This window comes from Bacillus sp. FSL M7-1020 (genome assembly GCF_038050415.1).
Classification (GTDB): Bacteria; Bacillota; Bacilli; order Bacillales; family Bacillaceae_G; genus Bacillus_A; species Bacillus_A toyonensis.
The window spans coordinates 1,141,431-1,155,314 of sequence record NZ_JBBOTW010000001.1 but is presented as its reverse complement, the minus strand read 5'-3'; the positions used below and the strand labels follow the sequence as shown (position 1 = coordinate 1,155,314).

The window sequence follows — 13,884 nt, the reverse complement described above, 5'->3', positions numbered from 1 at the left end:
GTTATGAAGTTATTAGAACAAATTGAAAAGTGGGCTGCAGAAACGCCTGATCAAACCGCTTTTGTTTGGCGAGATGCGAAAATTACGTACAAACAATTAAAGGAAGATTCTGATGCGTTAGCACATTGGATTTCTTCTGAATATCCAGATGATCGTTCACCAATTATGGTGTATGGCCATATGCAACCTGAAATGATTATAAACTTTTTAGGGTGTGTAAAAGCTGGACATGCTTACATTCCTGTAGATTTATCTATCCCAGCTGATCGCGTACAACGTATCGCTGAAAATTCTGGTGCGAAATTACTTTTATCAGCTGCAGAAGTAACTGTAACTGATTTACCAGTTCGCATCGTAAGTGAAGACAACTTAAAAGATATTTTCTTTACTCATAAAGGGAACATTCCAAATCCTGAACATGCGGTAAAAGGTGATGAGAACTTCTACATTATTTACACATCAGGAAGTACAGGTAATCCGAAAGGGGTTCAGATTACTTATAACTGCCTTGTTAGCTTTACAAAATGGGCTGTAGAAGATTTCAACTTACAAACAGGGCAAGTATTCTTAAACCAAGCACCTTTCTCATTCGATTTATCTGTAATGGATATTTACCCATCATTAGTAACAGGCGGTACACTTTGGGCAATCGATAAAGATATGATTGCACGTCCAAAAGACTTGTTTGCTTCTCTAGAGCAATCGGATACTCAAGTATGGACTTCAACACCATCTTTCGCTGAAATGTGTTTAATGGAAGCATCTTTCTCTGAGAGTATGCTACCAAACATGAAAACATTCTTATTCTGCGGTGAAGTGTTACCAAATGAAGTGGCTAGAAAACTAATTGAGCGTTTCCCGAAAGCAACGATTATGAATACGTACGGTCCAACAGAAGCTACTGTTGCTGTAACAGGTATTCACGTTACAGAAGAAGTGCTTGATCAATACAAATCACTTCCAGTTGGCTACTGTAAATCAGACTGTCGCCTTCTTATTATGAAAGAAGATGGTACAATTGCACCTGATGGTGAAAAAGGTGAAATCGTAATTGTCGGTCCAAGTGTAAGCGTTGGATATTTAGGAAGCCCTGAATTAACAGAAAAAGCATTTACTATGATTGACGGTGAGCGCGCCTATAAAACAGGCGATGCTGGCTATGTAGAAAATGGTCTTCTATTCTATAATGGTCGTCTTGATTTCCAAATTAAGCTTCATGGTTATCGAATGGAATTAGAAGAAATTGAGCATCATCTTCGTGCGTGTTCTTACGTAGAAGGAGCAGTTATTGTTCCGATTAAAAAAGGTGAGAAATACGATTATTTATTAGCGGTTGTTGTTCCTGGAGAACATTCGTTTGAAAAAGAATTCAAATTAACATCTGCAATTAAAAAAGAACTCAATGAGCGATTACCAAACTACATGATTCCACGTAAATTCATGTATCAATCTTCTATTCCAATGACACCAAATGGAAAGGTAGATCGCAAAAAATTATTGAGTGAGGTTACAGCATGACCGCATATGGATCATTTTATTTTTTCGCTATAGTGGGCATTTTATTAATACCTACTATCATAGCTGGATTAAAAGGTAAAATGTTGCGTAAATATAATGCCGTTTTAACATTAGTCATGATTGCTATTATCTTCTCGGATAAACCAAAGCAAGCGATTATGTTAGCCGCATTTATTATTTGGCAATATGCCCTTATTAAAGGCTATTTAATTTTAAGAAAACAAAATAATAGTACATTCATGTTTTGTATAGCTGTTATTTTATCGATTTTGCCACTTATTTTGGCAAAAATCGCACCATTTGTACCTGAATTGCATTTTATTGTTTTCGCAGGTATGTCTTACGTAACATTTAGAGCTGTACAAATGGTCTTTGAAGTTCGTGATAATTTAATTAAAGAACTTTCCTTCTTTAATTTCTGGGAGTTTGTTTTATTCTTCCCTGCGATTTCAAGTGGACCTATCGATCGTTACCGTAGATTCCAAAAAGATATCCAAAAGCCACCTAGTGCTGAGGAATATCAAAAGTTACTATATACAGGGCTTAACCGTATTTTCCAAGGTTTTCTGTATAAATTTATAATCGCGCACTTGATAACAACATATCTTGTAAAGGCAGTATTCGCCAATCAAGATACACTTTTATCTAATGCGATTTTCATGTACGCTACTAGCATGCAATTATTCTTTGACTTTGCAGGTTATAGTGCGTTCGTAATTGGTATCAGTTACATGATGGGAATTAAAACGCCAGAAAACTTTAATAAGCCATTCCTTAGTCGTAACATTAAAGACTTCTGGAACCGCTGGCACATGAGTTTATCATTCTGGTTCCGTGACTTTATTTACATGCGTTTCGTCTTTTTTGCAACGAAGAAAAAGTTAATTAAGAACCGTTACACTATTTCGTATATCGGTGCATTTTTAAACTTCTTCATTATGGGAATTTGGCACATCCAAGGAAGCGCTGTTGCGCAGTATGTTATTTATGGTCTATATCATGCCGCACTGTTTATTCTATTCGATATTTTCGAACGAAAAAACAAGAAGCATAAGTTTTGGCCAAACAATAAATTTACACACGTCCTTGCGATTGTGATTACGTTCCACGTTGTATGTTTCGGTTTCCTTATTTTCTCTGGACACCTTAACAGATACTTTTAATGCACCCTTCTTATTCTATTAAGAAGTTGCACATATAATATATTCGGATATAAAGGAGATTTTAAAAATGGCAGAATTCAAAGAGCAAGTATTAGATATTTTAGAAGAAGTATGTGAAAACGATATTGTGAAAGAAAACTTAGATGTTCAATTATTTGAAGAAGGTATTCTTGATTCTTTCGCTGTAGTATCTTTATTAGTTGAATTCCAAGAGCGTTTAGATATTGAAGTTTCTATTTCTGATTTTGACCGTGACGAGTGGGCTACACCAAACATGGTTATTAAGAAGTTGGAAGAAATCCGATGAACAAAGCAAAATTTGGTCCGATGCTTTTAGCATTGGCCCTTTTTGCTGTATTCTTACTTATTCCGACGCGCTTCCTACTTCCACTTTTAAGTGATGAAAAAGTAGAACAAGCTGCAACTTCTTTGAAAGAAGAAAAGATTCAAAGTATGATTTTACAGCAAAAGATGTTAGCAGATCCGAAATATCTTCCGATGTACGGTTCATCGGAATTCGCACGTATGGATGCTTTCCATCCATCAAATTATTTCAAAGTAAAGCCTGAAGGGTTCACACCATTCCTTCTTGGACGCGGCGGAACACAAGACCTTGTACACGTATTAAACTTTGCATCTACAATGGATCAATTGAAAGACAAGAAAATGGTATTCGTTCTTTCTCCGCAATGGTTTGTGCCACAAGGTATTGATGAAACACACTTTGCACCTAACTTTTCAAAACAACAAGGCTATCATTTCCTTTTCAATGATGACTTAAAGCCTGAAATGAAAAAACAAATTGCAAAACGTTTATTAAACTTTGAGATCGTTAAGAAAGAAACTTTACTTAAAGTTTCGCTTGAAGGTATCGCTTATGATGATACAAAGCATAAAGTAAAAGCACTTGCTGCTAAACCTTTCGCTTATGTGTATCGTAACATTTTAGATCGTAAAGATTTATTTACAGCAATGTTTGATATTAAACCGCATAAAGAAAAACTTGACCCTTCATTAAAACAAATGAACTGGGATGAAGCTCGTAAACATGCGGATCAAACAGGTGCAGCAGAATCAGGGTCTAATGAATACGGTATTGAAGACGATTACTTCAATAGCAAAATTAAGAAGAAATTAAAGCAGCGTGAAGGCTACTTAAAAAATGATGCTTATGACCAATCACCAGAGTATGAAGACTTACAACTTGTACTTGATTTATTAAAACAATCTGGTGCAAAACCACTCTTCATTTCTGTTCCTGTAAAAGGTCCTTGGTACGATTACGCTGGATTCCCGAAAGAACGCCGCGAAGCGTACTATAAGAAAGTTCATGAGCAAATTGAGAAAGCTGGTTATCCAATTGCCGACTTCTCAAACCATGAATATGATAAATACTTCTTAAAAGATCATATGCACTTAGGTTGGAAAGGCTGGGTTTACATCGACGAGGCCATCCAACAATTTTATAAAGCAAACTAATGAAAAGACCGCTTGAATTATTCAAGTGGTCTTTTTCTATATACATTTTGTAATTGTTCCATTACATCCTCTGCTTCTTTCACGACCCGCTCCACTACGTGCTGAGCTGGCTCAATTCTTGCTAATGCCGATGCTTGTCCCGCCCAAAGTGACATATATTCTCCCTTGTTTTGCGTCGCTGCTTCTTGGCGTATTTTAGAAGTTAATACGTTTTGCACTGGATACATCGGAAGCCCTTCTTCTTTTCCTTCGTGTCTCTCTATAAATTCATTACGAATACCCCGTGCATATTTCCCGGAAAACGCACGAGTTACAATTGTACTCGTATCTGTACTTTTTAATACAGCCTCTTTATATACGTCATGTGTAATACTTTCTTCACTCGTTAAAAAAGCTGATCCCATTTGAACAGCTTCTGCCCCTAACGCAAATGCCGCAACAAGCCCTTGTCCGTTCATTACACCACCTGCTGCAACAATTGGGATATGCGGAACTGCCGCTACTAACTGCGGAATTAACGCAAACGTACCAATCATTGCATCTTGTTCTTTCCCGATAAACGTTCCTCTATGACCTCCTGCTTCGCTACCTTGCCCGGCGATAATATCTACTCCTAGCTCGGCAAGTGCTCTCGCTTCTGCTACATGAGTCGCTGTTCCGATGACTTTTATTCCTCTTCTTTTTAATTCATCTATTTCTTCTTGTTCTAACGTTTGGAATGCAAAGCTAACGACCGGTACCTTTTCTTCTGCTAACACTTGTAATTGTTCTTTATAACTTTTTGGAAGATTTACTACATCCTCTTCCTCAATACCTAACTCTCTATTCACTCCATTAAGTAAGACTTTCGCCTCATTTATCTTCTCTTTTTCTATCTGCACCTCTTTCGTTAACAGTAAATTAACACCGAAAGGCTTATTTGTTAGTTCCCTTATTTTATAAATCGCTTTACGAATTTGTTCTGGGCTCATATAGCCTGCTCCAAGCGTTCCTAATCCTCCGCTATTACTTACAGCTGCAACAAGTTCTGGCGTTGTAATGGCACCCGCCATACCTGCTTGAATGATGGGATACTTAATTTGCAATATGTCTATTACTCGACTTGTGAACATCATTTCCCCTCCTATCCCCCTTATATCTTCTTTATTTGACAAGCTTTCCCCTTCTTTTACAAGGGTTGAACTTCATATGAAGCGAATATATTGAAAGAGAAGGAGGCTGAAAACAATGATTTATCCAAATGCGTTAAAACATGGTGATACAGTAATGATTATTGCACCGTCTGGTCCACCTACAATTGAAAGTGTATTAAAAGGTGTAAATGTATTACAAGAGATGGGATTATCCGTAATAATTGGGAAGAGTATTTATGAAAAGTATGGGTATTTAGCTGGAAGTGACCAAGTTCGTCTTGATGATATACATGAAGCCTTTACAAATAATGAAGTAAAAGCAATTTTCTGTGCACGAGGTGGTTACGGAAGCGCTCGTCTTCTCCCTCACATTCAATATGAAATCATTCAACAAAATCCAAAAATTTTTTGGGGATACAGCGATATTACAGCTTTACATACTGCTTTTTCACGTTATGCAAAGCTTGTTACGTTTCATGGTCCGATGATTGAAGAAGTAGGCAAAGGTATAGATTCTCTCTCTTTATCTTCTTTCAATCAGCTCTTCCACCCGTATTCTTCTATCTTATCTGCATCAGAATGTATCGTACCTAGCTCAGCCTGTACAGCTACCGGTACATTAGTTGGAGGGAATTTAGCTGTTTTAACGAGTGTAATTGGTTCACCCTATGAAATAAGTACAGCCAATACACTTTTATTGCTTGAAGATATCGGGGAAGAACCGTACCGCATCGATCGTATGTTAAATCAACTACTTTTATCTGGAAAGTTTAATGAATGCAATGGCGTTATTTTTTCAAGTTGTCATGATTGCACCCCTTCTAAACCATCTCCATCATTGCAAACAATATTATATGAATATTTCATGCCATATGATATACCTGTCCTATTCGGTTTACCGATTGGACATATAAATCCAAATATCGGTATTCCCCTTGGAGCTACAGCAACAATAAATACAAATAATAAAACACTCTCTATTTCTTCAGGCGTAGCACTCCATGTTTAAATTAAAAAGGAAAAGCGATTAAGCTTTTCCTTTTACTTATAATAATTAAAAATTCGTCCAGATGCGATATCTGCAATTTCTTCCGGAATAAATGTTTTACTTATATCAGTACCAACATTTAATACAGCTGTTGCATCCTTCTCAATGCCACCAAATAATTCTTTTCCACGTATCGTAATAAGGGGTGTACCTTCTGGCAACACATCTTTTACAAATTTCAATTGTGTAAAGAACGGAACGATCCATCTACCCTCTCCTTGGAAATGACGCAAACGAAGTGTTCCTTCCGTTGCCCCGTCTTCTGCTTCAAGTGAACCAGCAACATAAAACTCCGTTGATAAGAGCAATTCATAAAATTCCTTTTGCTTTTGTTTATCCTCACCTGCTAAAACGAGTACTTTTTCTATTTTCTTTACTGAAATTTGCTCCATATGATGCCACCCCTATTTTCAAAATGATTATACTTAGATTATACGAAATATTCTTATTTTTTTCTACATAATTCCGTAATTATTTTCTTAAAATAATTTTAAGATATCTTCAGTCGTAACGATTTTAGCAAATTCATCATGTAAGTTTACAAGTGTCATATTGTGAATGTCCTCTGCACTATACTCTGCCCCGTCCAGACCTTTCCGATTGAATGTAGCCGTCGCATCGCTCACTAAATACGTTGTAAATCCTAAATTACCTGCCATCCGTGTTGTAGTCTCCACACAATGATTTGTTGTTAATCCTACAATCACTACCGTATTACATTTTTTCTCTCTTAATTGTTCTTCTAAATTTGTCCCAATGAACGCGCTATTAACGGATTACTGGATAATTATTTCATCTCGCAGTGGTTTCACTTCTTCTTTAAAGTTTACTGTTTCTGCTTGTTGATAAAACATCGACTGAACATTTTCTTTATTTACATGTTGAATATGAAAAACTGGTCGCTTCCTTCTTCTCCATTCTTCTAATAAACTTTTCATATTTTCTTCAGCAAAAAGATTATTTCGCTCCCCCCAGTATGGTAATTGAAACGCCTTTTGTACATCAATTATGATAAGTGCTATTTGATTAATCATCATTTTCTCCTTAATTTGGTTGTAGTTGAAATACAAAACCAAATTGCTGCGACGCAGTAATAAAACAAATATAAGCACAAAGTTCTACAATTTCTTTTTCCGTCCAATATTGTTTTAATACATGAAACATATTATCATCTATCGCCTTTCGATCATGAACAAATGTATGCGCAAAAGTAACGGCTACACTAATCTTCTCTGCCTTTTGCACATCATCAGGTCTTCCCTTTGCCATGCAATACGGACATTCATTCCCATACGCTAATGTTCTTCTCACTTGCTCCTTCAACTCTGCTGAAAGTGTTCCTTTATTGTACAGTGTATCCTCTAACGTACTCCACGAATGTAATATATCTGGATTATGGCCTAATAACTTTTGAAACTTTGTATCTCCTACATTTGATAATGAAATTCTCTCCATCATTTCCCCTCCTATTTCCTTCTATTTTATTGTAAAATAAATGAAGTTCACTTTACATTTCATATGAATCTTAATTCATATTTTTTCTTTACAAAAATTATCATTTTGCTGGAGGTATATTTACAAATGCAACTAGACCGTGTTGATCGAAAGATTTTAAATGAATTATATAATGATAGTCGCCTTTCCATGCGCGAATTAGCAAAGCGAGTAAACTTATCCGCTCCGTCTACTACAGAACGTGTTCGTAAACTTGAAAGTGAAGGAATTATTCAAAAATACACAATCGATATTGATTATAAAAAAGCAGGACTTGTTTTAGATTGTATTTTAGAAATCACTTTAAAAAATGGTGATACAACACGTATGCAACAGTTTATCCAATCTTATCCATCTGCAAGTTTTTGTTACCGAGTAACAGGAAGCTTATGCTACATTGTAAAAATTTCTGTTCCTTCACTCGTTGAACTTGAAGAATTTATCAATGATGTTTCTTCATATGCAACGACAGTTTCTCATATCGTATTATCAGAAGTATCTCTTACTCCAGACATTGAGCATATCTTCCCAGAAAATTAATTTATTTTTATCACGCTATTTGTTGGCAGTAAAACTCCCACCTCAAAATTCAGTTGCAGCCAAAAAGTTAATAGGGAGTCTGGCTACCCGTAAACGCCCAATTGGTGAAGGTTAATAATCGGTGAGGATGAATAAAACTCCAACTCATTAAAGTTTCACTTTATTCACAAAAAATCTAAAAACCCCTTACAAAAAGAATAAAAATAATATATTATGTATTAAAATACATAAAGTTCGAGAAAGGGGCTTTACATTGAAAATCTGGTTTTATGAAAAAACAGCACAATTAGATGACTTGCTTGGTATTTGGGACAATGTTCCGACGATCCCTCGAATTGGTGAAAAAGTGGAGCTTTTAAAAACTGTCCGCACTGTTACAGATATTAAATATGTAAAGAACGGTAATAATTTTCGTGTAGAAATTATTACGAATTAAAAAACATCTCTCCTTTTATACAGGAGAGATGTTTTTTAATTATCTATCATGTGCTTTTTTTATAACGATTTTATCTTCTTCTACAGAAACTGTTACATAATCATTTTCTTCTAACCGAAGCTTATTTACCGCTTCATCTGGTAGTTCTACAGCCATCAATCTATCTGTTACGATCACTTGACTATACAATTCATTTTCTTGTGATGCATTCACTACCTTTTCTTCATTTATGAAGCGCACTGGTGGCACACCCACTTCTTTTACTGTACGCCATTGTTTCCAAACATAAGGAATTAACCAAAGTAACCCAACAACTGTAAGACCGATACCAATCCATAAATTACTTTGTGCTTGTAATTCAGGAATTGAGATTGCAGTATCTTCTTCTCCACCGACAAATTGCATACTTGTCGCAATTAAATTATTAAGAGCATGCACAGCAATATTCGTCCATATATTTTTCGTTTTTATGTATAAAAGGCACATAACAACACCAAACATGAAAGCACCAATAACATCAAAGTGTCCTAAACCAAAAATAAGTGAAGATATAATTACAGCTTTTTTAATCCCCCATTTATAAGCCATTCGCTGTAAAAAGAATCCCCTAAAAATAATCTCTTCCATAATAGGTGCTAATACACATGCTGAAATGAAAGTAAATATCGTCATATATATGTTACTCGTATTAATAACAGTTCCATCTTCTAACATGGTAACTAAGAAATTCGGTAACGTATGTGCTAATATGTAAAATTGAATATGAGATATACCGACTGAAAAAATCATTCCCATTATCGTTGCTAATAAAATGAGTCCCCACGGTAAACGTCCTGGCTTATCAAAGAAACTTTTAAAAACAACATTATTTTTATTCGCTTTTACGTACAACCAAAATAACGGAAATACAAAAAATACAGTTATTTGTGAAATAACCTCTAACGTGCTATCAGAAACATTTGATAAACCTAATGGAATCATCGTAAGAAACAACCCTATCATCATCCATCCAAAAAAGCTACGTAGTCTTATACGTGAAAATGCATATTGCAATATTGCACACCTCCAAAGATTGTTAAAGTAAAACTTTAATCAGTTATAGGGAACCCTTCTCCTACAAATAGCAGGATAACTATATTATAATATGAACATAGTTGAAAATCTTCCTGTTTTTCTCAAATACTTTCGAGCAACGTATCTCTTAACATATATAATAACGAATTTATTGGATATACCATATCACAGTTCTTCAACTTCGTTACAACTTACATTTGCTGTACTTAAATAGCTGGAGAAGATCCGGTATTCTATCGCTAACAGCATCTCAAATTAACAATACAGAATACTAGAAATGTAAAAAACTATGTAATAAAAATCCCCGTTTTTACAAACGGGGATTTTTATTACAATACGTCACGTTTTTGGAATAATGCACTTGATGCTACAAGTAATACAGCAAAATATGCAGCTAAAAGTAATAATGAAGTTGTAAACGTAAATTCTGCAAATGGTGGCTCCATTCCACCGCTTACCAATTTATTACTGTCGTAAGCTCTTAAATCTAAATGGAAGAATACTACAAACTTCGCTACACCTTTTGCAAACATCATTAGTGCAATAGTAATTGCTCCTTGCAAGAAATATAAGAACAACGTAATAATTAATGGCAATACGGATTTTCTAAATACATTTGCTAAGAAAAAGGCAAGTGTTGCAAAGAAAAATGGTGATACAAGCTGATATAACATCGTTTTTAAAACAATTCCTAACGTTAAATCTGTTTTACTACCATCCATTACAATACCACCAATAATCGTTGCAATGAACATACCAGCAAATATGATAAATAGCATCGCTAATAACACAGTAATATATTTAGAAAATAAAACTGTAAGTCGTTTTCTTGGACGAATTAACAATTGTTTAATTGTACCTTTTTGGAACTCATCAGTAAGAGTACGGGCTGCAAGTGTGATCCCAAAAATTGTTGCGAATAAAACGATTAAACCAATCTCTGAGTTTGCATAATCTAAATACGACCCCTTAAACTCATCACCTTTTCCCCACTTCATCATTGCTAAATTCCCTAAAATTTCGAGTGCCGCAATGACACCGATTAAAATATACATACCTTTTTTCGCATGTAACTTTAAAAATTCATTTTGAATTAATTTAAACATTACGCTTTCACTCCCCCAGTAATCGCTAAGAATTCATCCTCTAACGTTTTATTTTGAACGGTAACACCATATACAAGCACATCAGCATGCACAAGTTTTTTTACAAGCTGTGGAATTCTCTCTTTTGTTACAGATGCCACAATTACATTCTCCTGTGCTTTACCTTTAATAATTTCATTCGCTTTCTGAACTTCATCTACTTCAAACGCTACTACTACTGTCTCATCATGTTTCGCTTGTTCATGTAAGTTGTACTCTTGTACAAACTCACCTTGTTTAATAATTACGACGCGATCACACATTAATTCAATTTCACTTAATAAGTGACTCGATACGATTACCGCGATATTCTCTTCTTTCGCTAGTCGTTGTAAATAATCACGAATTTGGCGAATACCAGCTGGATCTAATCCATTTGTCGGTTCATCTAAAATTAATATTTTCGGCTGATGAAGTAACGCCTGCGCAATTCCTAAACGTTGTTTCATACCAAGTGAGTATGTTTTTACCTTTTTATGAATTGCATGCTCTAATTCAACAAGCTTTACAATTTCAGCGATGCGCTCTTTATTAATAGGTGTAATTGCCATGTTCGCAAAATGCTTTAAGTTTTGCATACCAGTCATATAATCATATAGTTCCGGATTTTCTACAATCGCTCCAATTTGCTCTAACGCCTTTTCACGTTCCGTGCGAATGCTATGACCACAAATTGTAATATCGCCTTCCGTCATAGAAATAAGACCTGTCATCATACGAATTGTCGTCGTCTTACCACTACCGTTCGGTCCAAGGAATCCGTACACTTCCCCTTCTCGCACCTCAAATGATAAACCTCGAATGATTTCTGTTCTACCAATCTTTTTTCGAACATTTTCTAATTTTACTACTACATTTCCCAATGCCGATTCCTCCTTTAGACTTCTAGTTTTTTGTCGATTATGCGACCTGTAATGACTAGTAATATAATTGTTAATAAACAATTAAAACATAGATTTAAAACTGTAATATCTGTACCAGAATAGAATGATGTATTTAAAAAGCCATTTTGATCTATAAATCCAATATTATTTATGGCAAACACATACTTTTCTATTTGCTGAAAGATATACGTTATTCCCCCATTAAATGCGATAAAAATGAAGAATAAGACTACGCAAACAATCTTACTCATCGATGATTTCACATTGAATAGCTTCACAATTACTATAATTAAATAAACTGAAACTAGCATATTAACAAAATCTAGTCCCCATAAGAAAATAGATAACATATGATGGAATATTCCATAATCATATAAACTGTGGATCGCTTGCTGAACACCTAAATTTGTTTTTCCATTGTAAATATTTAAAGAAAAATAGTATAGAAAAATGATTCCTATTCCTAGTAAAATCATAAAGAGTAGTACAGAAAATAAAACATTTGCACTTATATACTTTTGTGCTGAAATAGAAGTACAACGTAGCATAGAGTTTTTTAGCATTTTTCGAAAAGACGATATACCTGTTAGAAAAATTGCAAATCCATTTATACCTAGTACGATAAAAAATATAATAATGATTATATCTTGCCTACCTGAAATTCTAGCTCCTGAAACTCCTTTCATATTAAATAAAAGAATTAATGAAACTGTAATAAATCCGAAGTAAATAATGGCTATCTTTCTCTTATTACAATTATACAAATAACGAAAAAGCTGATTCATTTCTCATAGGCCTCCTTAAACAGCTCATGTACTGCTTTCCCTTTTTGAAATCGTAGTTCTTCCACATTTTCATGCAATATTATTTCTCCATCTTTCAAAAAGATTACTTCATCAAATATATTTTCGATTTCTCTTATTAAATGAGTCGATATAAGCAACGTACAATCTTCACGATAAAATTTAAGGATTAGCTCAAGTACATGTTCCCTAGAAACGAGATCTATCCCGCCAAGCGGTTCATCCAGTACGTATAACTTCGCTTTTCGAGAAAATGTTAAAATGATTTGTAGCTTCTCAATCATCCCTTTTGACAATGCTTTAATTTTTTCTTCTAACGGTATTTTAAATTCCGCAATCGTATCTACCGCTTTTTGAATATCGAAGTCTTTATAAAAATCTCGATAGAAAAATAAAGCATCTTTTATAGTCATCCAATCATCAAAGACTGGCTTATCGGACATAAATGAAACAATTTCTTTCGTCTCTAACCCAACTTTTTTACCGTTAATTGTAATGCTACCTTCAGAAGGGTGCTGCAAACCTGCAATCATTTTCAATAACGTCGTTTTCCCGCTCCCGTTATCTCCAACAAGCCCTATAATTTTTCCTTCCGTAATCTCTATGTTTAATTCACGAATCACTGCTTTTAACCCGTATCTCTTCCATAAGTTTTCTATTTTTAATAGTTCTGTCATTCGCTCTCCTCCCTCTTCTCATGTAAGGAAGAACGAAGAATTGAAAGGATTTCGTCTTCTGAAAACCCTAAGTTATCCATTCCATCTATAAAAGAATGAAGTAATTCTTTCGCCATATCTTTGCGCAGCTCCATAATTTTCTCCCCTTCATTCGTTACATATCGTCCCATTCCTCTACGCGTTACAACAACACCATCCCGTTCCAATTCTTGAAATGTTCGTTGAATTGTATTTGGATTTACTTGTAATTCACTCGCTAATTCACGTACAGAGGGAATTTTATCACCAGGCGATAAATGCCCAACTACAATTTCTTTTTTTATGTATTCCATTACCTGAATGTAAATGGGTGTATTTGGAGAAAATTCTATTTTCATTTCTTCCCTCCTTCTGTCTTAGTGTACTAGTTAAATAGTACACTAAGACAGAGTATATGTAAATACTTACAAATAAAATGTAATAAAAAGGCAGTGCAACTTTCGTTACACTG

Annotated in this window: 16 protein-coding genes and 1 pseudogene; 7 read left to right on the top strand and 10 right to left on the bottom strand. The window is 34.8% G+C overall.

The window, feature by feature from the left end:
• The first annotated feature begins 3 nt into the window (after positions 1-3).
• The 4 genes from dltA to dltD all read left to right on the top strand — a co-directional run bounded on the left by dltA (position 4) and on the right by dltD (position 4,160).
• Entirely contained in the window at positions 4-1,518 is a 1,515-nt protein-coding gene (gene dltA / locus MHB70_RS05970; protein WP_000770500.1) for a D-alanine--poly(phosphoribitol) ligase subunit DltA, read from the top strand.
• Positions 1,515-2,681, top strand: coding sequence for a D-alanyl-lipoteichoic acid biosynthesis protein DltB (dltB, locus tag MHB70_RS05965; protein WP_000127922.1), 1,167 nt, complete (start codon positions 1,515-1,517; stop codon positions 2,679-2,681). The genes dltA and dltB overlap by 4 nt, the downstream gene beginning before the upstream one ends.
• Positions 2,682-2,748: 67 nt before the next feature.
• Complete coding sequence (gene dltC, locus MHB70_RS05960) at positions 2,749-2,988, top strand: D-alanine--poly(phosphoribitol) ligase subunit DltC (protein WP_000807310.1); 240 nt, start codon at positions 2,749-2,751, stop codon at positions 2,986-2,988.
• The gene (dltD, locus tag MHB70_RS05955) at positions 2,985-4,160 is read left to right on the top strand and encodes a D-alanyl-lipoteichoic acid biosynthesis protein DltD (RefSeq protein ID WP_001030274.1); all 1,176 of its coding nucleotides are present in this window, start codon (positions 2,985-2,987) and stop codon (positions 4,158-4,160) included. The genes dltC and dltD overlap by 4 nt, the downstream gene beginning before the upstream one ends.
• 17 nt (positions 4,161-4,177) lie before the next feature.
• Here the strand turns inward: dltD and MHB70_RS05950 are convergent, their stop codons facing one another.
• Entirely contained in the window at positions 4,178-5,272 is a 1,095-nt protein-coding gene (locus tag MHB70_RS05950; protein ID WP_000495235.1) for an NAD(P)H-dependent flavin oxidoreductase, read from the bottom strand.
• Positions 5,273-5,387: 115 nt separating this feature from the next.
• Here MHB70_RS05950 and MHB70_RS05945 point away from each other — a divergent pair, with 115 nt between their 5' ends.
• Positions 5,388-6,302 carry a S66 peptidase family protein gene (locus MHB70_RS05945; protein WP_002109548.1) on the top strand — a complete coding sequence of 305 codons (915 nt, stop codon included), beginning with the start codon at positions 5,388-5,390 and terminating at the stop codon, positions 6,300-6,302.
• 32 nt (positions 6,303-6,334) lie between these two features.
• Here MHB70_RS05945 and MHB70_RS05940 read toward each other — a convergent pair whose 3' ends face one another.
• From MHB70_RS05940 to MHB70_RS05930, 3 genes and pseudogenes are all read right to left on the bottom strand, one after another.
• Positions 6,335-6,733: an SseB family protein gene (locus MHB70_RS05940; RefSeq protein ID WP_000435260.1), complete on the bottom strand. Its 399-nt coding sequence runs from the start codon at positions 6,731-6,733 to the stop codon at positions 6,335-6,337.
• An 87-nt stretch (positions 6,734-6,820) separates the two neighbouring features.
• Positions 6,821-7,375: pseudogene (locus MHB70_RS05935) on the bottom strand (cysteine hydrolase family protein).
• A gap of 10 nt (positions 7,376-7,385) precedes the next feature.
• Positions 7,386-7,796, bottom strand: a complete 411-nt coding sequence (locus tag MHB70_RS05930; protein WP_000439734.1) for a carboxymuconolactone decarboxylase family protein — start codon at positions 7,794-7,796, stop codon at positions 7,386-7,388.
• A gap of 126 nt (positions 7,797-7,922) precedes the next feature.
• On the opposite strand from MHB70_RS05930, the gene MHB70_RS05925 reads away from it, so the two are divergent.
• Both MHB70_RS05925 and MHB70_RS05920 read left to right on the top strand, forming a co-directional pair.
• Complete coding sequence (locus MHB70_RS05925) at positions 7,923-8,375, top strand: Lrp/AsnC family transcriptional regulator (RefSeq protein ID WP_001175506.1); 453 nt, start codon at positions 7,923-7,925, stop codon at positions 8,373-8,375.
• A gap of 253 nt (positions 8,376-8,628) precedes the next feature.
• Complete coding sequence (locus MHB70_RS05920; protein ID WP_000707110.1) at positions 8,629-8,811, top strand: DUF3913 family protein; 183 nt, start codon at positions 8,629-8,631, stop codon at positions 8,809-8,811.
• A 39-nt stretch (positions 8,812-8,850) separates the two neighbouring features.
• Here the strand turns inward: MHB70_RS05920 and MHB70_RS05915 are convergent, their stop codons facing one another.
• From MHB70_RS05915 to MHB70_RS05890, 6 genes are all read right to left on the bottom strand, one after another.
• Positions 8,851-9,864 (bottom strand): CPBP family intramembrane glutamic endopeptidase, encoded by a 1,014-nt coding sequence (locus tag MHB70_RS05915; protein WP_001198833.1) that lies wholly within the window; start codon positions 9,862-9,864, stop codon positions 8,851-8,853.
• Between the two features lie 350 nt (positions 9,865-10,214).
• Positions 10,215-10,991: an ABC transporter permease gene (locus MHB70_RS05910; RefSeq protein ID WP_000475420.1), complete on the bottom strand. Its 777-nt coding sequence runs from the start codon at positions 10,989-10,991 to the stop codon at positions 10,215-10,217.
• The gene (locus MHB70_RS05905; protein ID WP_000528809.1) at positions 10,991-11,893 is read right to left on the bottom strand and encodes an ABC transporter ATP-binding protein; all 903 of its coding nucleotides are present in this window, start codon (positions 11,891-11,893) and stop codon (positions 10,991-10,993) included. Before MHB70_RS05905 ends, MHB70_RS05910 begins: the two co-directional genes overlap by 1 nt.
• Before the next feature lie 14 nt (positions 11,894-11,907).
• Positions 11,908-12,699, bottom strand: coding sequence for a hypothetical protein (locus tag MHB70_RS05900; protein ID WP_001072489.1), 792 nt, complete (start codon positions 12,697-12,699; stop codon positions 11,908-11,910).
• Complete coding sequence (locus tag MHB70_RS05895) at positions 12,696-13,394, bottom strand: ABC transporter ATP-binding protein (RefSeq protein WP_000137719.1); 699 nt, start codon at positions 13,392-13,394, stop codon at positions 12,696-12,698. The genes MHB70_RS05900 and MHB70_RS05895 overlap by 4 nt, the downstream gene beginning before the upstream one ends.
• The gene (locus tag MHB70_RS05890) at positions 13,391-13,771 is read right to left on the bottom strand and encodes a GntR family transcriptional regulator (protein WP_000687520.1); all 381 of its coding nucleotides are present in this window, start codon (positions 13,769-13,771) and stop codon (positions 13,391-13,393) included. Before MHB70_RS05890 ends, MHB70_RS05895 begins: the two co-directional genes overlap by 4 nt.
• Positions 13,772-13,884: the final 113 nt, after the last annotated feature.

Bases quoted from the DNA above. Each gene is read 5' to 3' on its own strand.
- dltA (WP_000770500.1), top strand. From the start codon at position 4: ATGAAGTTATTAGAACAAATTGAAAAGTGGGCTGCAGAAACGCCTGAT.
- dltB (WP_000127922.1), top strand. From the start codon at position 1,515: ATGACCGCATATGGATCATTTTATTTTTTCGCTATAGTGGGCATTTTA.
- dltC (WP_000807310.1), top strand. From the start codon at position 2,749: ATGGCAGAATTCAAAGAGCAAGTATTAGATATTTTAGAAGAAGTATGT.
- dltD (WP_001030274.1), top strand. From the start codon at position 2,985: ATGAACAAAGCAAAATTTGGTCCGATGCTTTTAGCATTGGCCCTTTTT.
- MHB70_RS05950 (WP_000495235.1), bottom strand. From the start codon at position 5,272: ATGTTCACAAGTCGAGTAATAGACATATTGCAAATTAAGTATCCCATC.
- MHB70_RS05945 (WP_002109548.1), top strand. From the start codon at position 5,388: ATGATTTATCCAAATGCGTTAAAACATGGTGATACAGTAATGATTATT.
- MHB70_RS05940 (WP_000435260.1), bottom strand. From the start codon at position 6,733: ATGGAGCAAATTTCAGTAAAGAAAATAGAAAAAGTACTCGTTTTAGCA.
- MHB70_RS05930 (WP_000439734.1), bottom strand. From the start codon at position 7,796: ATGGAGAGAATTTCATTATCAAATGTAGGAGATACAAAGTTTCAAAAG.
- MHB70_RS05925 (WP_001175506.1), top strand. From the start codon at position 7,923: ATGCAACTAGACCGTGTTGATCGAAAGATTTTAAATGAATTATATAAT.
- MHB70_RS05910 (WP_000475420.1), bottom strand. From the start codon at position 10,991: ATGTTTAAATTAATTCAAAATGAATTTTTAAAGTTACATGCGAAAAAA.
- MHB70_RS05900 (WP_001072489.1), bottom strand. From the start codon at position 12,699: ATGAATCAGCTTTTTCGTTATTTGTATAATTGTAATAAGAGAAAGATA.
- MHB70_RS05895 (WP_000137719.1), bottom strand. From the start codon at position 13,394: ATGACAGAACTATTAAAAATAGAAAACTTATGGAAGAGATACGGGTTA.
- MHB70_RS05890 (WP_000687520.1), bottom strand. From the start codon at position 13,771: ATGAAAATAGAATTTTCTCCAAATACACCCATTTACATTCAGGTAATG.